The organism is Pelagerythrobacter marensis (assembly GCF_001028625.1).
In the GTDB taxonomy this organism is placed as follows: domain Bacteria; phylum Pseudomonadota; class Alphaproteobacteria; order Sphingomonadales; family Sphingomonadaceae; genus Pelagerythrobacter; species Pelagerythrobacter marensis.
In genome coordinates, this window is sequence record NZ_CP011805.1 from 326,569 (window position 1) to 345,233 (window position 18,665).

The 18,665-nt window shown below is 64.5% G+C and carries 18 protein-coding genes and 2 tRNA genes; 10 read left to right on the forward strand and 10 right to left on the reverse strand.

Going from position 1 to position 18,665, the window contains the following annotated elements:
- Window positions 1–59 precede the first annotated feature (59 nt).
- Window positions 60–134: transfer RNA gene (locus AM2010_RS01540), tRNA-Val, on the reverse strand.
- Window positions 135–238: 104 nt separating this feature from the next.
- Window positions 239–2,113, reverse strand: a complete 1,875-nt coding sequence (gene sppA, locus AM2010_RS01545; protein ID WP_047805576.1) for a signal peptide peptidase SppA — start codon at window positions 2,111–2,113, stop codon at window positions 239–241.
- A gap of 165 nt (window positions 2,114–2,278) precedes the next feature.
- Between sppA and AM2010_RS01550 the strand changes: the two genes are divergently transcribed.
- Together AM2010_RS01550 and AM2010_RS01555 are read left to right on the forward strand one after the other, a co-directional pair.
- Window positions 2,279–3,310: an aspartate carbamoyltransferase catalytic subunit gene (locus AM2010_RS01550; protein ID WP_047805577.1), complete on the forward strand. Its 1,032-nt coding sequence runs from the start codon at window positions 2,279–2,281 to the stop codon at window positions 3,308–3,310.
- Window positions 3,307–4,533 carry a dihydroorotase gene (locus tag AM2010_RS01555; RefSeq protein ID WP_047805578.1) on the forward strand — a complete coding sequence of 409 codons (1,227 nt, stop codon included), beginning with the start codon at window positions 3,307–3,309 and terminating at the stop codon, window positions 4,531–4,533. Before AM2010_RS01550 ends, AM2010_RS01555 begins: the two co-directional genes overlap by 4 nt.
- Before the next feature lie 34 nt (window positions 4,534–4,567).
- On the opposite strand, the gene AM2010_RS01560 is transcribed toward AM2010_RS01555, so the two are convergent.
- Genes AM2010_RS01560 through AM2010_RS01570 form a run of 3 tightly spaced genes read right to left on the reverse strand, consistent with a single transcriptional unit; the run spans window position 4,568 to window position 7,313 of the window.
- Window positions 4,568–5,956: an SPOR domain-containing protein gene (locus tag AM2010_RS01560; protein ID WP_047805579.1), complete on the reverse strand. Its 1,389-nt coding sequence runs from the start codon at window positions 5,954–5,956 to the stop codon at window positions 4,568–4,570.
- Between the two features lie 16 nt (window positions 5,957–5,972).
- A complete protein-coding gene (locus tag AM2010_RS01565; RefSeq protein ID WP_047805580.1) occupies window positions 5,973–6,581 on the reverse strand; it encodes a hypothetical protein in 609 nt (202 codons plus the stop codon).
- Between the two features lie 15 nt (window positions 6,582–6,596).
- The gene (locus tag AM2010_RS01570) at window positions 6,597–7,313 is read right to left on the reverse strand and encodes a ParA family protein (protein ID WP_047805581.1); all 717 of its coding nucleotides are present in this window, start codon (window positions 7,311–7,313) and stop codon (window positions 6,597–6,599) included.
- A gap of 202 nt (window positions 7,314–7,515) precedes the next feature.
- Here AM2010_RS01570 and AM2010_RS01575 point away from each other — a divergent pair, with 202 nt between their 5' ends.
- The 4 genes from AM2010_RS01575 to bfr all read left to right on the forward strand — a co-directional run bounded on the left by AM2010_RS01575 (window position 7,516) and on the right by bfr (window position 10,936).
- Complete coding sequence (locus AM2010_RS01575) at window positions 7,516–8,676, forward strand: SPOR domain-containing protein (protein WP_047805582.1); 1,161 nt, start codon at window positions 7,516–7,518, stop codon at window positions 8,674–8,676.
- Window positions 8,677–8,781: 105 nt separating this feature from the next.
- Entirely contained in the window at window positions 8,782–10,068 is a 1,287-nt protein-coding gene (locus tag AM2010_RS01580) for a DUF418 domain-containing protein (protein WP_053043850.1), read from the forward strand.
- Between the two features lie 64 nt (window positions 10,069–10,132).
- Window positions 10,133–10,324, forward strand: a complete 192-nt coding sequence (locus tag AM2010_RS01585) for a (2Fe-2S)-binding protein (RefSeq protein WP_047805583.1) — start codon at window positions 10,133–10,135, stop codon at window positions 10,322–10,324.
- 126 nt (window positions 10,325–10,450) lie between these two features.
- A complete protein-coding gene (gene bfr, locus AM2010_RS01590) occupies window positions 10,451–10,936 on the forward strand; it encodes a bacterioferritin (protein WP_047805584.1) in 486 nt (161 codons plus the stop codon).
- Between the two features lie 34 nt (window positions 10,937–10,970).
- Here the strand turns inward: bfr and AM2010_RS01595 are convergent, their stop codons facing one another.
- Window positions 10,971–11,459 carry a DUF2721 domain-containing protein gene (locus AM2010_RS01595; RefSeq protein WP_047805585.1) on the reverse strand — a complete coding sequence of 163 codons (489 nt, stop codon included), beginning with the start codon at window positions 11,457–11,459 and terminating at the stop codon, window positions 10,971–10,973.
- On the reverse strand, window positions 11,459–12,883 hold the full coding sequence (der, locus tag AM2010_RS01600; protein ID WP_047805586.1) for a ribosome biogenesis GTPase Der: 1,425 nt from the start codon (window positions 12,881–12,883) through the stop codon (window positions 11,459–11,461). The genes AM2010_RS01595 and der overlap by 1 nt, the downstream gene beginning before the upstream one ends.
- A 118-nt stretch (window positions 12,884–13,001) precedes the next feature.
- On the opposite strand from der, the gene AM2010_RS01605 reads away from it, so the two are divergent.
- Entirely contained in the window at window positions 13,002–13,799 is a 798-nt protein-coding gene (locus tag AM2010_RS01605) for a CHAP domain-containing protein (protein WP_047805587.1), read from the forward strand.
- A gap of 4 nt (window positions 13,800–13,803) precedes the next feature.
- Here AM2010_RS01605 and AM2010_RS01610 read toward each other — a convergent pair whose 3' ends face one another.
- Window positions 13,804–14,085, reverse strand: coding sequence for a DUF3297 family protein (locus AM2010_RS01610; RefSeq protein WP_047805588.1), 282 nt, complete (start codon window positions 14,083–14,085; stop codon window positions 13,804–13,806).
- 72 nt (window positions 14,086–14,157) lie between these two features.
- Entirely contained in the window at window positions 14,158–14,337 is a 180-nt protein-coding gene (locus tag AM2010_RS01615; RefSeq protein WP_047807601.1) for a hypothetical protein, read from the reverse strand.
- Between the two features lie 159 nt (window positions 14,338–14,496).
- On the opposite strand from AM2010_RS01615, the gene AM2010_RS01620 reads away from it, so the two are divergent.
- Together AM2010_RS01620 and tig are read left to right on the forward strand one after the other, a co-directional pair.
- Window positions 14,497–14,581: transfer RNA gene (locus tag AM2010_RS01620), tRNA-Leu, on the forward strand.
- A 60-nt stretch (window positions 14,582–14,641) separates the two neighbouring features.
- Entirely contained in the window at window positions 14,642–16,249 is a 1,608-nt protein-coding gene (gene tig / locus AM2010_RS01625; RefSeq protein ID WP_047805589.1) for a trigger factor, read from the forward strand.
- A gap of 78 nt (window positions 16,250–16,327) precedes the next feature.
- On the opposite strand, the gene AM2010_RS01630 is transcribed toward tig, so the two are convergent.
- A complete protein-coding gene (locus AM2010_RS01630; RefSeq protein ID WP_236699386.1) occupies window positions 16,328–17,662 on the reverse strand; it encodes a cation:proton antiporter in 1,335 nt (444 codons plus the stop codon).
- A 259-nt stretch (window positions 17,663–17,921) separates the two neighbouring features.
- Here AM2010_RS01630 and AM2010_RS01635 point away from each other — a divergent pair, with 259 nt between their 5' ends.
- Window positions 17,922–18,620, forward strand: a complete 699-nt coding sequence (locus AM2010_RS01635; RefSeq protein ID WP_047805590.1) for an ATP-dependent Clp protease proteolytic subunit — start codon at window positions 17,922–17,924, stop codon at window positions 18,618–18,620.
- Window positions 18,621–18,665 lie beyond the last annotated feature (45 nt).

The window sequence follows — 18,665 nt, forward strand, 5'->3', positions numbered from 1 at the left end:
GCGTATTTCATACGCATTTCATACGGCGGATCGTTGAGCGAGCTAAGTGCTTGAAATCATGGTGGGCGCGGCAAGGATTGAACTTGCGACCCCACCCGTGTGAAGGGTGTGCTCTACCACTGAGCTACGCGCCCGCCGGAAGGCCTTTCGACAAGGCCGCCTCCACGGCAGGGGCGCGCCTTTGCCATGCAGCGACGGGATTGGCAAGCGGCGCGTGAAACGCCGTTACTACGCTCCGCTAGTCGAGCAGCGTCGCAATCCGTGCCAGCCAACCGCGCCCGCTTGCCGCCGCGGTTCGCTGGGTCGCCGATGGCGGGCATTCGAGGCAATAGGCCTGCATTCCCTGCGCCGACAGCAACCGGTCGAGCGTGTTGCCTGCCTGGGCGAGCCGCGCCTGTTCCGCGCGGGCGACCGTGGCGAACAAGTCGCCGCCGCTGCGTGCACTTTCCCCCGCGATCATCTGGCGAATCAGCGAATCGTAAGGCTGCGTATCGGTGCCGAGATATTCGACATGCCAGTCGCCATCTTCCAGTTCGGCCTGTGTTGCGGCCCAGGCTAGTGCGTCCTGCAATCCGCCGTACTGATCGACCAGGCCGATCTGGCGCGCGGTTCCACCATCCCACACGCGGCCCTGGCCGATTGCGTCGACTCGCTCTGTCGACAGATTGCGCGATTCGGCGACGCGGGTGAGGAAATCGCGATACCCGTCCTCGATTGAATTCTGCAGAATGGCCTCGATTTCGGGAGTGAACCCGCCGATCAGGTCCGGCTGGCCCGAAAGCGGCGTGGTGCGCACGCCATCGGCATAGACGCCCCAGTTCGCGGCGGCATCTTCGAACGTCGGGATAACCGCAAAGATACCGATCGAACCGGTAATCGTTTCCGGTTCGGCGAAGATCCGGTCTGCGGGAGTCGACACCCAGTATCCGCCGCTGGCGGCGACGTTGGCCATCGAAACCACGATCGGGATGTCGTTTGCCTTGTGCCGCAGGATGGCCCGGCGGATTTCCTCCGACGCGGTGACCGATCCGCCGGGCGAATCGACCCGCACCACCAGTGCCGCCAGATCTTCGTCCAGCGCATCCAGCAACAGGTCGCGGATACGGTCGCCGCCAGCGGTTCCGGGGCCGGCGTCACCGTCAACGATCTGACCGGCAATGGTGACGACGCCGATTGCCTTGCCTGGCTGATCGGGCTCGATCTCGGCCAGCCACGGGGCGTATTCGGTATGCGCGAACGCGCCGGGGGTGTCGTCAACCGGATCGGGACCCGCGAGTTCCGCCACGCGCTCGCCGAATTCGGTCTTGTCGCCCAGCGTGTCGACAAGACCGGCATCCATTGCCGCAGTGCCGAGGTCGCCTTCGCTCTCGGCAATCCATTCGGCGGGGCTTTGCGTGATCCGGTCGAGTTGAAGCTGGGGGCGCGCCTTCTTGACGTTGGCCTGCCATTCTTCCCACAGCGCGCCATACAGCGCCTGATAGTTTTCCCGCGCTTCGGGCGACATGCCGCTGCGCGAATAAGGCTCTACCGCGGACTTGTATTCGCCGACCTTGTAGATTCGCGCATTGACGTTCAGGTTTTCCAGCAGCTCGCCGAAATAAAGATTCGATCCACCCGGGCCGGCGATGACCGCGCCGCCCATCGGATCGACCCACACCTCGCTCGCGTGGGAGGCCAGCAGCATTGCATCGTCGCCATAGAACAGCGCGTAGGTCAGCACCGGCTTTTCCGCTACGCGCGCGCGGTCGAGCGCGGCACCGATATCCTGGAGGTGAACCTGGCCGCCGCCGAGGAACGAGGTCAGATCGAGGACGATCGCCTTGATGCGGTCGTCTTCCGCTGCTTCGTCGATCGCGCGGACCAGATCGCGCGACTGATATTCGCCGATTGGCGGTTCGCCGGAAAGCAGCACGCCGAGCGGATCGATCGGAGCTTTCTCCTCCACCACCACGCCATCGAGTTGCAGCAGCAGGGCCCCTTCGCGAACCTGGGCCGGGCTGGGCCGGGCGGTGAGGATGGCGTAGAGCGCCATGAAGAACAGGAGCAGGAAGACGAGGCTCAGGCCATCCTTGATCCCAACCAGCAGCCGCCAGACCTTGCCTGCAAAACCCATAGTTCGAACAATCCCGAATAAATTCACGTATCTGGCAACCTAGTCCGACCTGGCCCCGCGATCCAGCCGAAAGGGCGCGAGCGGGCCATACAGCTCGACGAAGGGGATGGTGGCGACGCGAAACCATTGCCAGCATTGCTTGCGCACCCTAAGGGCATCGCTTCGATGGCATCGACGGGCACTCACGACACACCGGGCCGCTTTCCAGCGGGGGCGCGGGCATTTCCGCACCGCGACCTCACGGGCATTGCGCAACTGGAACGGCACGAAATCCTGTTTCTGCTGGCAGAGGCGGAGCGCTGGGTCGAATTCAACCGCCAGGCGGACAAGCACTGCGATGAGCTGGCCGGCCTGACGATCATCAATGCATTCTTCGAAAACTCCACCCGGACATTGCTGAGTTTCGAAATCGCCGGAAAGCGGCTGGGTGCCGATGTGGTCAACATGCACGCCGCGCAATCGAGCGTGAAGAAGGGCGAAACGCTGATCGACACCGCGATCACGCTCAACGCCATGCGGGCCGATGCTATCGTCATCCGGCACGGATCGAGCGGCGCGGTCGATTTGATCGCCAGCAAGGTCGATTGCCCGGTGCTCAATGCCGGCGATGGGCAGCACGAACATCCCACGCAGGCCCTGCTCGATGCTCTCGCGCTGCGTCACGCGCTGGAAGATCGGGGCGAGGGGAGCGAGGATTTTACCGGCCTGACCGTGACGATCTGCGGCGATATCCTGCACAGCCGGGTCGCGCGTTCCAACGCGCTTTGCCTGCAGGCGCTCGGTGCCTCCGTGCGCCTTTGTGCGCCGCCTGCGCTGATGCCTGCGGAAGTCGAGGCGATGGGCGTTGCGGCGTATCACGATTTCGATGCCGCGCTCGACGGGGCCGATGTGGCGATGATGCTGCGATTGCAGACCGAACGAATGAGCGGTCAGTTCATCCCGTCGCCCCGCGAATACCATCATCTCTACGGCCTTACCCGCGAGCGGCTGGAGCGGCGCGCGCCCGACGCGCTGGTCATGCATCCAGGGCCGATGAACCGCGGGGTGGAAATCGACAGCGACGTGGCCGACATGATCGACCGGTCGATCATTACCCGCCAGGTCGAAATGGGGGTCGCGATCCGTATGGCTTGTCTCGACGTACTGACGCGGCGCGCGCGGGCGGTGCCGGGCTGGAACGACGGGCAGTGGACATGAAGCAGGCGCGGCCGATCACGGTGACCGGCGGCAGGCTGGTCCTGCCTGACGGGATGCGCCCCGGCGCTCTGCGCATTGTCGATGGAACCATCGCAGCCGTTGGCGAGGCGGAGCCGCAGGATGGCGACGAGACGATCGACGCCGGCGGCGCCCTGATCGCCCCGGCTCTGGTCGATTTCGGCGTGTTCGCGATTGACAAGCCGGCGTTCCACTTCGGCGGCATCGCACGCGCTGCCCTGATGCCCGACCAGGCGCCGCCGCTCGATCTGCCCAGCCGGGTTTCACATCTGGCGAAAAGCGGGAAGCCGGATTTCTGGGTCCATCCGCTTGCCGCGGCGACACGCGGGCTGGAAGGGCGCGAGCTTGCCGAACTGGCGCTGATGAAGGAAGCGGGCGCGCGCGGAATTGCCACGGGCCGCCGCTGGATCGCCGATTCCGGCGTCATGCTGCGGCTGATGCAATATGCGGCGATGCTCGACCTGGTCGTGGTCGCCCATGCGGAGGACGGCGCGCTCGTCGGATCGGCGGCGGCGACCGCGGGGGAGGTCGCGACACGCCTCGGCCTGCCCGCCGCACCTGCCGAAGCGGAGGCGCTTGCCGTCGCTCGCGACATCGCGCTGGCCGAACTGAGCGGCGCCCGGCTGCATTTTCGCCAGGTCACCACTCGCGCGGCGCTGGATATCGTGCGTGCGGCGAAAGCCCGCGGTGTGACGGTGACTGCGGGTGTCACTCCGCCTCACTTCATGCTGTCGGATCTCGCAACTGCGGATTTCCGCACGTTTGCCCGCCTTTCCCCGCCGTTGCGGTGCGAGGGTGATCGTCAGGCGGTGATCGAGGCGATCGGAGACGGCACGATCGATGTCATCGCATCCGGCCATGATCCGCGCGGGCCGGAGGACAAGCGGCTGCCGTTTGCCGATGCCGAGCCGGGCATGGCGGGCGCCGAAACACTCCTGGCGATGACGCTGACGCTCGTTCGCGACGGTGTGATCGATTTTCCGCGGGCCTTCGATCTGCTGGCACGCGCCCCGGCGCGGTTGCTGGGGGTATCAGCGGGAGAGCTGCGCGAAGGTTTCGAAGGCGATGTGGCCTTGATCGACCCCGAAAAGCCCTGGGTCGTCGACCGGCGCAAGATGGAAGCGACCGCGGGCAATACACCGTTCGACGGGCAGCCGGCGCAGGGCCGCGTGCTGGCCTTGTTCAAGGGCGGGATCGCGCCCTAGCCGTTTCGTCAAAGCGTGCGCGGGCAGTCGATCGTCAGCGACGCGCCATGCGGACATTGCCGGCGATCGCACCGGGCAGCGGCCGGCCTTCGGCCCATGTGATGCAGCCTTCGCCGCGCGCCTTTACCGTCGAACACATCGTCCGGGCTTCAGCGGACTGAAGTCCACCCGCCGATACGCGGTAATAGGTCTTCCCGCGAACGCGCGCCTCGGTGATGACCATGCGATAGCGATCGAGGTTCGGATAGGTACGCGCGTAAACGCCCCAGGCGCGGCGCGCGCCCTCGCGGCTGGAGAACGACCCCAGCTGGACCAGATGCTTGCCGTTTGCGCCGTCGAAAGGCGCAGCCGCCTTCTCGCTTGCAGCTCGCGCCGTGCTGCGCGCGGAAGCTTCCACGCCGTACCGCGCGGGCATTTTCTGCACGACCGGTTCCGAAATGAACGCGATCACGCTTTCGGTAATCTGGGCTGGCGTGGCACCCGCGGGTGCCGGTGCGGCAAAGGCGCTTTGCACGTCTTTCGGGGCCTCGACCTGCGGCGGGGCGACCGCAAGCTGCGGTGCAGGCTCCGCGGCGGGCAATTCGGCTGCTGTATCGGCAGGAGTGTAAGCTGCGTAGGCATCGGATGCCCGCACCGGTGCAAGCTCGCCGGATTGGGGGGCAAGCGCGGCCGCCTCGGCAGCAAGCTGTTCGGAGCCGGGATTGTTGTTAAGCGCCAGCGCGACCGGCTGACCGGGATCGTTCACCACTGGTGCACCCAGCAGATGGGCGACCCGCGCTTGATACATTTCGGGCTGGACGGCCTTGGCCCATTCGCCGATCCGCTGATCGATCTCGTCCGAAGGAACATCTTCCGCCGCCATCAGGCGCGCGGCACGCCAATTGCCCTGCAGGGCGTAGGCATAGGCGAGGTTCTGCCGCACTTTCGCAGTGTTCAGGCCGCCGCGCAGGGCGTTGGCGAGCACGTTCGCACCGCGATCGGGCTGCCCGGCAAGGGCGAGCGCAAGCCCGAGATCGGCGGGATCGAGGTCGTCGCGCCAATCGTCGAGCACGGCAATTGCCTTCGGATAATTGCCTACGGCGATTTCGGCGAGGACATAGCTAAGCGCGGTGCGCGGCGAGTTGTCACCGAGCGACATCGCATCCTGAAAACTCGTGGCGGCCGACTGGAACCGACCGGCCTTGAGATAGGCCGCGCCCAGGACTGCGCGATACTGCTGGTTCCGCGGTTCGGCCCGGACTGCGGCTTCCGCATGGGCGACCGCAGCATCTTCCTGCCCCTTTTCCAGCGCCGTCTGCGCCTTGTTGGCGGACAGGTCGGCGCGGGGCGCGGACTTGGTCGTGCAACCGGTAAGGGCTGTGGTCGCAAGGGCGCTGGTCAGCGCGAGCGCGACGAGGCGATTGGTCTTGGCGGTCCGGGTCATAGAGCTTTCCCCACGTTCATCGCTTCCGCTCGATCCTAGCGGCAAGATCATCGAGTTCGGGCATCGTAGCCAGCATGGTATCCAGCGCTTCGGTGACAATCTGCTGTGCGCTGCGGTTGCGCATCGTGCAGGCCAGCCGCAGCTTGAGGTGCCGTTCCGCATCCAGCCGCAGCGTGAAGGCGGCGCGCTTCCCGCGCGCCAGCGCCGACCGGCGAGGTGCCGGCGGTGTGGCCGTCTCGATCGTCGCGCCCAGGCGCTTGGCCGCTTCGGCCTGCTGTCTGTGGACCGGCGATTCTTGCGGGCCGGCGGGTTTGGGCTCGACCTCGACATTGTCGGCCTTTGCCGGCTCGGGCGTGCCAAGCTGGTCCTTGGCCTCATGGTCGATCTCGCGCGATTGGGCCGCTGTCGCCGGATTGGCCGGGGCGGGCGTAAGCTGCAGAACCTCCGCCTCGCGCGGTTCTTCACCGCTCTCGGCACCCATATCGTTCCAACCCAGATCCTCGATCCGTTCGGCTGCCGCGCTCTGACCCGTGATCAGTGCGGACTGCGGCCGCATGGCCGGTCGTGCGCCCCCCTTGCGGGCAAGCAGCGAAGAATTGAGGGAGGCGAAGTTGGTATCGCTCATGGCTCGTTCGCGGTCCTACTGCGCCACCCGGCGGCCGAAGCCCCCGGCAGGACGATAGACCCCGGCGGCCGGCGAAACCGTGTTCGGGGCCGCGAATACGGTGCGGCGGAAATTCTTTTCGAGACGGTCGGCGACGTAATTCCATAGGGCCGTGACTTCGGCGGCGCTGCGGCTGTCGGGATCGACTTCCATCACCGTGCGGCCATCGATCATCGATGCGGCATAGTCGGTCCGCTGATGCAGGGTGATCGGCGCGACGGTACCGTGCTGGCTCAGCGCGACCGCAGCTTCGGACGTGATCTTGGCTTTCGGGGTGGCGGCATTGACGACGAAGACGAGCGGCTTGCCGGCGCGCTCGCATAGGTCGACGGTCGCGCCGACCGCGCGCAGATCGTGCGGGCTGGGGCGCGTCGGCACCACGATCAGCTCCGCAACGCCGATAACCGACTGGATGGCCATTGTAATCGCCGGCGGCGTGTCGATCACGGCCAGTTTGAAGCCCTGCTGGCGCAATATCTGAAGATCGCTGGCCAAGCGGGCGACTGTCGTTTGCGCGAACGCCGGATATTCGGCCTCGCGTTCATTCCACCAATCGGCGAGGGAGCCCTGCGGGTCGATGTCGATAAGCACGACCGGCCCGGCGCCGGCGCGTTGCGCCTGCACGGCCAGGTGACCGGACAGCGTCGTTTTGCCCGATCCCCCCTTTTGTGACGCCAATGCCAATACTCGCACAGGCTTGGTCCCCCTACTGTTCCTGTCCTGTCCGCCGCGTAAAAGCGGGTCGGCTATGCAGATCGCAGGATACCCCTAATTTAGGGTTAACGATGGTAGAGAGGCGCCCTCGCAATACGAGTGCGGACGGTTAGAAACCCTTTGCTAACGGACTGTTCACTATGTCAGGCTCTCATCACTGGAAATCGAGGACCCGCCGATCATGAAGATCGCACACAGATTGCAGACATTTGCCGCAGTGTTCGCACTCGCCGGGGCGGCTGCGCCCGCGCTGGCGGACGTCAAGGCCGGTGTCGACGCGTGGAGCCGCGGAGACTTCGCCGTCGCAGTGCAGGAATGGCGCGAGCCTGCGCGGGAGGGGGACGCTGACGCCCAGTTCAACCTGGGGCAGGCCTATCGCCTAGGTCGCGAGGTCGAAAGCGACCCGGCCCAGGCGGAAGTGTTCTATGCTAAGGCGGCGGCGCAGGGTCATATCAAGGCCGCGGAAAACTTGGGGTTGATGCTGTTTCAGTCCGGCCGCCGGGAAGAGGCGTTGCCATATGTGACTGCGGCGTCCGACCGCGGCGATCCGCGCGCGCAGTATCTGCTGGGTATCGCGCACTTCAACGGCGACATGGTGGAGAAGGATTGGGTCCGCGCTTACGCCCTGCTCACGCTCGCCAATGCTGCCGGTCTGCCTCAGGCGGGGCCTGCGATCCAGCAGATGGACGATTACATCTCGCTGACCGACCGGCAGGAAGCTCAGGCTCTGGCCCAGTCGCTCAAGCGGGAAAGCGATGCTGCGCGCGCGCAGCAGCTGGCCGCTGCGGATCTGGCGCTGGGTGGAGAAACGGCGGCCGTAACGCCGCCACCGGCACCGCGTCAGGTGCAGCCCCCTGCCGTCCCCGCTACGTCAGGCCGCGTGCCTGCATCGATCCCGAACACGGGCATTTCCCCCTCGGTCGCCTCCGCCCAGGCTGCGATCGAGGAGGCGAGCCGTGTGACCGGCACGAGCACGCCTGCGCAAGCTGGCGCGGACTTCGCTCGCCCTGTCGCCGCACCGCCCCAGGCGGCGCCCAGCCAGTCTGCGGCAACCTCCGCAGCGGCATCGCCGCCACCGTCTCCGCCGGCGCAGTCAGCGCCCGAACCAACGCCTCAGGGCGTCTGGCGGGTCCAGCTGGGCGCATTTTCGGTGTCCGGGAATGCAGAGCGCATGTGGCGCAATCTTTCCGGGGAGGCCGCGCTGGCTGGAAAGGCGAAGATTCTCGTTCCGACGGGGCGGCTGACCAAGCTGCAGGCGGGCGGCTTCGCCAGTCGCGGGGACGCTCAGGCTGCCTGCGCGACTTTGAAGGCGCGCGGCCACGCTTGTCTGGTGGCGCGCTAGCGCTCGTTCCTCCCCGCTGACGGAACAGCCGCCGCGCGATTGTGCTGTTTCGCAGGCGACTGCGCGCTATATGCCGTGAACCGGTTGGTTGAGGGGAACGCATCGATGGCGAACGAACAGGGCACCGCCGGGGCGCATGCACCCGATCAGGCTGCTGCCGCACCTGCGAAGGAAGGGGAGCGGATCGCCAGCCTCGATTTCATTCGCGGCATTGCGGTCTTGGGCATTCTGGCGGCCAATATCGTCGCCTTCGGCCAGCCTTTTGCCGCCTACATGTATCCGGGTGCCTTCGCGGTGCCGCATGGCGAAACCTCGAACTGGATGTGGGTCGCGCAGTTCGTGCTGATCGACGGCAAGATGCGCGGGCTATTCACCCTGCTGTTCGGTGCAGGTCTTTTCCTGTTCATGGAAAGGGTCTGGGCACGCGGCGGATCACGCTGGCTTCAGGTGCGCCGCTTGCTGTGGCTGGGCCTGTTCGGACTGGCGCATTTCTTTCTGATCTGGCGCGGCGACATCCTGTTTTCCTATGCCGTCTGCGGGCTTGTCGCGGTGCTGTGCTTGAGATGGACGATCAAGACGCAGCTGATCGTCGGTCTTGTCGGCTATCTGGTCGGCGCACTGCTCTATCTGGCGATGATCGGTCCGGCCTATTTCGTGGCGGACACCGAACTGGGCGAGCAAGCCGCATTCGCCGAAATGCGCGCCGATCTCGAACGGGAGAAAGAAACCGAGTTACAGGATGGTCGCCAAGAGCTGGAGATCATATCGGACGGCCGCTATGGCGATTTCGTCGCCAACAACGTGACCGAACATGCCAGCGACCTGTCGTTCTACATCATGCTGTGGCTGATGGAGACGCTGCCATTAATGCTCGTGGGCATGGCGCTCTACCGGCTCGGTCTGTTCAGTGGCGGCTTCGACTCTCACCGCCAGCGACGCTGGGGCTGGATCGGACTGATCGGCGGCGGCCTGTTGACCCTGCCGATTGCGCTTTGGGTCAAGGCCACGGGGTTTACCTATTATGGAACGCTCGCGGCCATGGTCAGCTTTTCCCCTCTGCCGCGACTGGCGATGGTGCTCGGGCTCGCGGCATTGCTTGCCCTGTGGGGCGCGCAGGCAGGCGGCTGGCTGGCCGTGCGCCTGGCGGCGGCGGGCAGAGCCGCCTTTACCAACTATCTCGGCACGTCGATCGTGATGATGCTCGTCTTCCACGGCTGGGCAGGGGGGCTTTACGGCGAATTGAACCGGCCGGAACTGTATATTGTCGTGCTGGCCGCCTGGGTCCTGATGCTTGCCTGGTCGAAGCCGTGGCTCGACCGATTTCGCTATGGCCCGCTCGAATGGCTGTGGCGTTGCCTGACTTATGGTCGGATCTTTCCACTGAAGCGCTGACAGGGCTTGCTATTGCGAGGACTTCGCATAAATTGGCCTCTGCGAATCACTCGCAGGAGCTGAAATGTACATCTGCATCTGCAATGCCATTAGGGAAAGCGACCTGCGCCGTACGGCGCGGCGTTGTCCGGGCGATGCGGAAGCGGTTTATGCGGCATTGGGCAAGCGCCCCAATTGCGGCCAGTGCCTCGACGATGCGGAAGACGTCCTGGCTGAAGAGCGGGAAATGGCCTTCCTTCCGGCCTGCGCCGCCTGATTTCCCAAGCTAACGCTAATCGCTCGCAAATGGCGGAATTCCGCCATTTTTTGGCCCATCGCCCTTGATCTATGGTGCCCCGGCGCGCATAGATTGCCGCGCATTTCGGATTGATGGAGACGCCCCGTGAAAGGCGACGCGAAAGTCATAGAGTTCCTGAACAAGGCGCTCACCAACGAACTGACCGCAATCAACCAGTACTGGCTGCACTACAGGGTGCTGAAGGACTGGGGCGTCGAGCGGCTGGCCGAATATGAACGGCATGAATCGATCGACGAGATGAAGCATGCCGACATTCTCGCCGAACGCATCCTGTTCCTGAACGGGCTGCCGAACTTCCAGGCGATCCACAAGCTGAAGGTAGGCGAAACGGTCGAGGAAATCCTCAAGGCCGACCTCGCGATGGAGCAGGAAGCGATCCCGCTGCTGCGCGATGCCATCGAACACAGCGAAAGCGTGCGCGATTACGTCAGCCGCGAGATATTCGAACGCATCCTCGAAAGTGAGGAAGAGCATGTCGATTTCCTCGAAACGCAATTCGACATGATCGAGCGGATGGGCCTGCAGAACTACGTTCAGCTGCAAAGCAAGCCCGCCGGCGACGAAGACTGATCTCAGGGCGCCCCGGCGCGCAGCCGGGGTTGCCTCAACGCCTCCTTCGGTGCGGGGGGCGCACGCCGCGGGCGGCCAGGCGGGTTTCGAGCAGGAAGAAGCCCAGGCCGATGATAAGCAGCACCATCGTCAAAACCCATGCGATTGCCGTGATCGTCCCGATCTGCGGTTCGATATAGGCGCTGATGAACAGCAGGCCGATAACAACGCTGATCACAGCGGCGGACGCGGTGGAAAACACGACAGCCTTTTGCGCGTGCCGACGACGCTGGCCGAGCCAGGGAAGCTCGCTGATCTCGACCTCGCCCGCTTTCTCGTCTTCGATCCTCCGCTCGATCCGTTCGATCCGTTCGGCGATCCAGATCATGCGGGACATCATGACGTTCATGATTGCGCCAATACCGCCCAGCAGGAAGGCAGGAGCAAGCGAGAGCTGCACCATTTGCTGCACTTGCGGGGTGCTGGCGGTGCGTTCGAGCATTTCGATCGCCAGGCTGCCGCTGGAAGAAAGCAGGTCGATCATCAGCCGCTCTTATACGGATTTTTCGGGCTCTTGAGCACCACCCGCACTGGGACTGCATCGAAGCCCAGTTCGCGGCGGATCCCGTTGACGAGATAGCGTTCGTAGCTCTTCGGCAACATATCGAGCCTCGTCCCGAACACCACGAAGCGGGGCGGGCGCGTGCTGGACTGGGTGATATAGCGCAGCTTGATCCGCTTGCCCTTCGGCGCAGGCGGCGGATTGGCTTCCAGCGCATCGTCGAACCAGCGGTTGAGCGCTGCCGTCGGCACCCGCTTGGACCAGCTTGCGCGAAGCTCGAACGCGGCGGTCAGCATCGTGTCGAGCCCCTTGCCGGTGCGGGCGCTGACTGCGAACAGCGGTAACCCGCGAACCTGCGATAGACCTTCGTCCAGCGCACCGCGGATGCCGTTGAACAGGGACGACGCATTTTCCGCGATATCCCACTTGTTGATCGCAACCATGAGCGCGCGCCCTTCCTGCAGCACCATGTCGGCGATTTTCAGGTCCTGGTGTTCCAGCCCCTTCGTCGCGTCGAGCAGGAGGACCACGACTTCGGCAAAATCGACCGCGCGCCGCGCATCGGCAACGCTCAATCGTTCCAGCTTTTCGGTGACGCGGGCTTTCTTGCGCATACCGGCGGTGTCGATCAGGCGAATTTCGCGCTCGGTTCCGCTCGCTGGATCGGTCCAGTGCCAATCGACCGCAATCGAATCGCGGGTGATCCCGGCTTCCGGGCCGGTGAGCAGTCGATCTTCGCCGAGAAGGCGATTTATCAGCGTCGATTTGCCCGCGTTGGGTCGGCCCACGATCGCGAGCTTGAGCGGTCCGAGGTCCGATTCGTCCACGCTCTCCGCCTCGTCGCCGTCGATTTCCTGATCGTCGACGGTTTCGCTGTCCGCTTCGGCTTCCGGCCCTTCAGCCGTGTCGCCGATGATGGGCCAGAGCGCGCGGAACAGGTCCGCCACCCCTTCGCCATGTTCGGCTGACAGCGGCACCGGTTCGCCGAAGCCGAGGGACCATGCCTCCAGCACGCCCGCTTCGCCCATCTTGCCTTCGGCCTTGTTCGCCACCGGTACGATCGGCAATGTCTGGCTGCGCAGCCAGCGTGCGATTTCCTCGTCCAGCGGCGTCAGCCCGGCGCGCGCGTCGATCACGAACAATGCCGCATCGGCGCCTTCCAGGCTGACTTCCGTTTGCCGGCGCATGCGACCGGGCAGGGTTTCGGGATCGTCGTCTTCCCACCCTGCGGTATCGACAATCGTGAATTCCAGCCCTGCGATGACGGCATCGCCCAGCCGCCGGTCGCGGGTCACGCCGGGCTGGTCATCGACCAGCGCCAGCTTCTTGCCGACGAGGCGATTGAACAGCGTCGACTTGCCGACATTCGGCCGGCCGATGATGATGACGTGGGGCTTTCGGGTCATACGATAGGGCAGGTGGCGGCTATCGTTGCACTTGGCAAGCGCCGCGGAGCAATGGTTAATGTCCGTTAACCATATCGCGCAGCACCACTTTAAGGACGAACCGGCAAGTCCTTGCCGCATGAGGACAGTTTTCCTGATTTGTGCTGCGACCGGCTTATGCGCGCTTTCTGCGCCGGTATATGCCGATGCGAGCGCATCGTTCGAACCCCGTATCGGGGCTGGAGACGGCAAGGAATTGCCGCCTTATCTGCAATGCGTGCCCTACGCGCGGCAGCTTTCGGGTGTGCAGATCTACGGCGATGCGCACACCTGGTGGGGCCAGGCAGAGGGGCGCTACGCACGGGGGAACGAGCCGCGCATCGGTGCCGTCATGGCGTTCGAGCCGCATGGCAGTATGCGCCTGGGCCATGTCGCGACTGTGAGCCGGGTGATCGACCGGCGCACCGTCCTGCTCGATCACGCGAACTGGTCCCCGATCAATGGCCGGCGCGGACAGATCGAGCGCAACGTCAAGGCAATCGACGTCTCTCCGAACAACGACTGGAGCCAGGTCCGCGTCTGGTACGATCCGATCGAGGGCCTGGGAACGACTCCCTGGCCCGTGCATGGATTCATCTATTCCGAAAAACCGAATTTGCCCGCGCAGCGCCTTGCCCGCGCGCCGGCGCGCCAGCCCGAATCGGGGAGCCCGGTGGCAGAATCGCACCAGCCTCCAGCAGGGCCACCCTCACGCGCCTTCCTGACGGCGTTTGCAGATATGACCCCCGCGCCAATGACCCGGCAGTCGGCATCGGCTCCCACCAGCGGGCGCGTTCAGGCATTGCCGCAGCGCAAGGCCATGCCCAAGCGGAAAGAGGTTTCCGCTGTCGCTCAGGCCGATCCGATAGCGCGCGCGGTGGCCCGGTACAGCAACTGATCGGTCAGGCGCGCGCGACAGGCGCGTCTTCGCCCAGATCCTCGTACCAGGCCTCAACCGGCCCGGTGAGCCTGAGCGTCAACGGCTGCCCTTTGCGGTCGACCGTCTTGCCGGCCTGGACGCGGACCCATCCGCCGGACACCGAATATTCTTCGATATCGGTCCTGACGCGCCCCTTGAACCGTATTCCAACGCCGCGTTGCAGTTTCTCGGCATCGAAAAATTCGCTCCGCGGATTGACCGAGAGCCGGTCGGGCGGGGTGTCAGTCTTGCTTTCTTCGCTCATTCGGTGCGCCCTAATGCGGTGCGGGGGCGGCGGCAATATTCAATCGAGTCGCGGCGACAGGGCCGTGGCCGGTCAATCGGGCGGCGGCGGGGTCTCCATCGGTCCGCGATCGGGCACGTCGGTGTCTGGCGACGGGGGGCTGATTTCGTCCGGCTCGCGCATGGGATCTTCCATCGGCGGGCTGTCGGGCGGAGACTCCGGCGGGGATGCGGGTTCTATCGTGTCCGGGGCCGGATCGGGTTGAGTGGCCATGATATTATCCTCAATGGTTTCGGTGGAGAAACGTGATCGCGGCCCGTTGCGTTCCGTCGCTGCACTCCGATGATCGCGGCGCTTGCCCTTTTCGGCCCGCCCTTCTAAGGGCGCTCCCCTGTTCGTGTGGGTTTCCCCACGCGCGGCTTCGTTCGGGTTGCGGGCGTGGCGGAACTGGTAGACGCGCTGGTTTTAGGTACCAGTATCGAAAGATGTGGGGGTTCGAGTCCCTTCGCCCGCACCAGTCCTCCGCCCCGGCATCCCGTCGATAAAACGTGATTTCGAAAAGGCTTAAGTTCGCATCATGCAGATCAAAGAGACCACCAGCAAAGGCCTCAAGCGCGGTTACGAGGTGACCATTCCGGCCAAGGATATCGAGGCCCGCGTCGATGCCGAGGTGAAGAAGATCGCGCCGCAGGTGCGGATGCCCGGCTTCCGCCCCGGCAAAGTGCCCGCCAACCTGATCCGCAAGATGCATGGCGAAAGCGTCCACGCACAGGTCGTCAACGACGCGATTCGCGGATCGGTCGACGATCTCGTTCGCGAGAAGAGCCTGCGGCCTGCGATGCAGCCCAAGGTGGAACTCGCCGAAGGATACGAACAGGGCAAGGACGCCGTCCTCGACGTCGAACTGGAAATCCTGCCGCAGATTGAAACGCCGGAAACCGACGGCCTTTCGCTCGAACGTCTGACCGTGCCCGTCAGCGATGCTGCGGTGGACGAAGCGCTGGAGCGGATTGCCGGCCAGCAGAAGAGCTACAAGGACGCGGCCAAGACCAAGAAAGCCGCCGATGGCGACCAGTTGATCATCGATTTCACCGGTTCGATCGACGGCGTCGAGTTCGAAGGCGGCAAGGCCGAAGACGCGCCGCTGGTGATCGGTGCGGGCCAGTTCATCCCCGGTTTCGAAGAGCAGCTCGCTGGCGCCAAGACCGGCGACGAGAAGACCATTACGGTGACCTTCCCCGAAGATTATCCGGCAGAACACCTTGCGGGCAAGGAAGCCCAGTTCGCCGTCACCGTTAAGCAGGTGAAGGTCGAGAGCGACACGAAGATCGACGACGAGTTCGCCAAGAACCTTGGCCTCGAAAGCCTCGACAAGCTGAAGGAACTGTTGCGCGGCCAGCTGGAGCAGGAAACCGGCGGCCTCACCCGCACGCAGATGAAGCGGCAGCTGCTGGATCAGCTCGCGGCCGGGCACGACTTCGACGTTCCCGAAGGGATGGTCGAGGCGGAGTTCGAACAGATCTGGGCCCAGCTCCAGCAGGAAGCTTCGCGCGACGAGGACCCGGCCAAGGCGCTCAAGGAAATCGAATCCGAGAAGGACGATTATCGCCGCATCGCCGAACGTCGCGTGCGCCTGGGCCTGCTGCTGAGCGAAATCGGCCAGAAGAACGGGGTCGAGGTCAGTCAGCAGGAAATGAGCATGCTGATCCAGCAGGCGGCGCAGCAGTATCGCGCCGAGGATCGCGAACGGTTCATGCAGTATATCCAGTCCGACCCGATGGCCGCAGCCCAGCTTCGTGCACCGCTCTATGAAGACAAAGTGGTCGATTTCCTGTTCGAGAAAGCCGACATCACCGACCGCGAAGTGACGCGCGAGGAGCTGGAGGCCGCTATCGAGGCGGAGGAGGACGCAGCCGAGGCGACGCCCGCTGCGAAGAAGAAGGCACCTGCCAAAAAGCCTGCGGCCAAGAAAGCTCCTGCAAAGAAGGCGGACGATAGCGAAGCCGCAGCCAAGAAGCCCGCTGCGAAGAAGGCGCCGGCCAAGAAGGCTCCGGCCAAGAAAGCCGCACCGGCGAAGGCCGACGATGCAAAGGCGGCGGACAAGAAGCCTGCTGCCAAAAAGGCCCCGGCCAAGAAGGCATCCGCCAAGAAAGCTCCGGCGAAGAAGGCTGCTACCAAATCCTGAGCGCGATCTGCGCTTCCATGATCGAAAAGGGCGGCGGACTGAATGGTCCGTCGCCCTTTTTCATACGCCTCAGCCCGGTCAATCGCCCGGTTTGTCCGTCGGCTCTGGCGACAGGGCGAGCATTTCCGGGCCGGTACCGACGTGGATGTGCGCCCCACGCCGCTCGATAAGGGAAATGAGCGGGCCGGAGACCATGCCGTGCACCAGGATCGACACCAGGATCACGAAGCTGGCCGTCGCCCAGAGCGTGCTCAACCCGCTGAAATCGGCATGCGATTGCCCGTAGGCCATGTAATAGATCGAACCGATCCCGCGGACGCCCAGGAAGGCGACGGCCAGCTTTCCGGCGAGCGGCAGGTTTGAAATACTCTCCGCACAGAGCCCGGCGAGGGGCCGGATGACGAAGATCAGCGCCAGGCCGACCAGTGCCGCCGGCCAGGTCAGCGCGTCGAGCACGCCGCTGGCAAGCATCGCGCCGAAGCCGAACAGAACCACGACCAGCACGATCTGTTCGATCTGATCGATGAAGTGGTGGCTGATCTTGTGATACCGGCTGGCGTTTTCGCGCTGCCGCGTGGTCACGGCACCGACGAACACGGCCAGGAAGCCGTAGCCGCCGATGATCTCTGCCGCACCATATGCGAGCAGGAGCGACCCGAGAACGATCAGACCTTCGCTGGTCGAATATGCGGGCTGGTCGCTATCGAGTTCAGCCGCCAGCGCCTCGGCCTCGCGCTCGAACACGAACCACGCGCCAGCTCGCCCGACGACCCAGCCCATGGCGATGCCCGCCGCGATCCGCCAGACAAGGTCGAGGGCGATCCATTCCAGTGTCCAGCCCCCCAGTGCGGTCATCCCCACGGCCGCGATCGCGAGGTAGGTGAAAGGGAACGCGAGCCCATCGTTCAAACCAGCCTCCGCCGTCAGGCTGAAGCGGAGATCGTGCCGCTGGTCCTCGCCCGGCGGGCCTACCTGTACGCTGCGCGCCAGAACGGGATCGGTCGGCGCAAGTGCCGCGCCAAGCAGGATTGCGCTGGCCGGTGCAAGGCCCAGCGCCCACCAGCCGAGAAAGGCGACCGCAGCCACCGTCAGTGGCATTGCAATCGCCAGCAGAGGCCAGATCTGGCGCCAGTTCACCCAGCTCACCGGACGGTCGATCGCAATCCCAGCAGCCATCAGCGATGCGATCACGATAAATTCGGTGACATATTCCAGCGTCAGCGCGTCGAAGCCGTCGCGGGCAGGGTTGATCGCGGGCAGCCCAAGGGGCAGCGACCAGATGAGATACCCGGCCGCGACATAGACGATCGGAACGGAAAGCCAGTACCGCCCCAGCCGCCGTTCAAGCGGCGCAGCGAGGATCAGGGCCAGGCCGAACACGACGAAAAGGAATATTCGTGGGTCCAGGGTCACGTGACGTCCTGCTTTCGTTGAAGCGCAGCGCATTGCGCGAGAGAGTGCGAAATTCGGCCTGTCGGGCGCGCCGGGCTGCGCATCGTGGCCGCACTTTGCCACTGCCCCGCAACAAAGCAAGCCGATCACCAGTACAACAACGCGCCTTCACCCGGACGGTTTCCGGCGGCAAATTTGCCGCGGAAGGGTTAATGCCCTTGAACATCGCGCCAGCTATAGCGACATAGCCGGTCGCACTTCTGACGAGAGGAATTTTTGCATGATCGACCTGTTCGGCACCGATGCCCACGCTTCGCAGGGGCAGTTCACCCGCGATCCGGTGACGGGCGCGCTGGTGCCGGTGGTGGTTGAACAGACCAGCCGGGGCGAACGCAGCTTCGACATATTCAGCCGCCTGCTGCGCGAACGGATCGTGTTCGTGACCGGGCAGGTCGAAGACAATATGGCCTCGCTGATCGTCGCGCAGCTGCTGTTTCTCGAAAGCGAAAATCCGTCCAAGCCGATCAGCATGTACATCAATTCGCCCGGCGGCGTGGTGACTGCCGGCATGGCGATCCACGATACGATGCAGTACATCAAACCGCGCGTTTCCACCGTTTGCGTGGGCCAGGCGGCGTCGATGGGCAGTTTTCTGCTTGCTGCAGGTGAGCCGGGAATGCGTATCGCGCTGCCGAATGCGCGGATCATGGTGCACCAGCCTTCGGGCGGCGCACGCGGCATGGCGAGCGATATCGAGATCCAGGCGCGGGAAATCCTGCGCATCCGCCAGCGGATGAACGATCTTTACGTCAAATATACCGGCCAGAGCCTTTCCGATATCGAGAAGGCAATGGACCGCGACACTTTCCTCGAGGCCGATGAAGCGATGAAGTTCGGCATCGTCGACAAAGTGTTCGAAACCCGGCCCGAGAATGAAGAGCCGGGCGAAGAAACGGGGTCCGGCGGCGCGCCGGAGTAGTGTCGACACCGGGCCGTGCCCCGGTGTGGGACACAATCCCGGTAT

What these genes read in the sequence shown, in the direction of transcription:
- sppA (WP_047805576.1), bottom strand. Translation starts at nt 2,113, where the DNA reads ATGGGTTTTGCAGGCAAGGTCTGGCGGCTGCTGGTTGGGATCAAGGAT.
- AM2010_RS01550 (WP_047805577.1), top strand. Translation starts at nt 2,279, where the DNA reads ATGGCATCGACGGGCACTCACGACACACCGGGCCGCTTTCCAGCGGGG.
- AM2010_RS01555 (WP_047805578.1), top strand. Translation starts at nt 3,307, where the DNA reads ATGAAGCAGGCGCGGCCGATCACGGTGACCGGCGGCAGGCTGGTCCTG.
- AM2010_RS01560 (WP_047805579.1), bottom strand. Translation starts at nt 5,956, where the DNA reads ATGACCCGGACCGCCAAGACCAATCGCCTCGTCGCGCTCGCGCTGACC.
- AM2010_RS01565 (WP_047805580.1), bottom strand. Translation starts at nt 6,581, where the DNA reads ATGAGCGATACCAACTTCGCCTCCCTCAATTCTTCGCTGCTTGCCCGC.
- AM2010_RS01575 (WP_047805582.1), top strand. Translation starts at nt 7,516, where the DNA reads ATGAAGATCGCACACAGATTGCAGACATTTGCCGCAGTGTTCGCACTC.
- AM2010_RS01580 (WP_053043850.1), top strand. Translation starts at nt 8,782, where the DNA reads ATGGCGAACGAACAGGGCACCGCCGGGGCGCATGCACCCGATCAGGCT.
- AM2010_RS01585 (WP_047805583.1), top strand. Translation starts at nt 10,133, where the DNA reads ATGTACATCTGCATCTGCAATGCCATTAGGGAAAGCGACCTGCGCCGT.
- AM2010_RS01595 (WP_047805585.1), bottom strand. Translation starts at nt 11,459, where the DNA reads ATGATCGACCTGCTTTCTTCCAGCGGCAGCCTGGCGATCGAAATGCTC.
- der (WP_047805586.1), bottom strand. Translation starts at nt 12,883, where the DNA reads ATGACCCGAAAGCCCCACGTCATCATCATCGGCCGGCCGAATGTCGGC.
- AM2010_RS01605 (WP_047805587.1), top strand. Translation starts at nt 13,002, where the DNA reads ATGAGGACAGTTTTCCTGATTTGTGCTGCGACCGGCTTATGCGCGCTT.
- AM2010_RS01610 (WP_047805588.1), bottom strand. Translation starts at nt 14,085, where the DNA reads ATGAGCGAAGAAAGCAAGACTGACACCCCGCCCGACCGGCTCTCGGTC.
- AM2010_RS01615 (WP_047807601.1), bottom strand. Translation starts at nt 14,337, where the DNA reads ATGGCCACTCAACCCGATCCGGCCCCGGACACGATAGAACCCGCATCC.
- tig (WP_047805589.1), top strand. Translation starts at nt 14,642, where the DNA reads ATGCAGATCAAAGAGACCACCAGCAAAGGCCTCAAGCGCGGTTACGAG.
- AM2010_RS01635 (WP_047805590.1), top strand. Translation starts at nt 17,922, where the DNA reads ATGATCGACCTGTTCGGCACCGATGCCCACGCTTCGCAGGGGCAGTTC.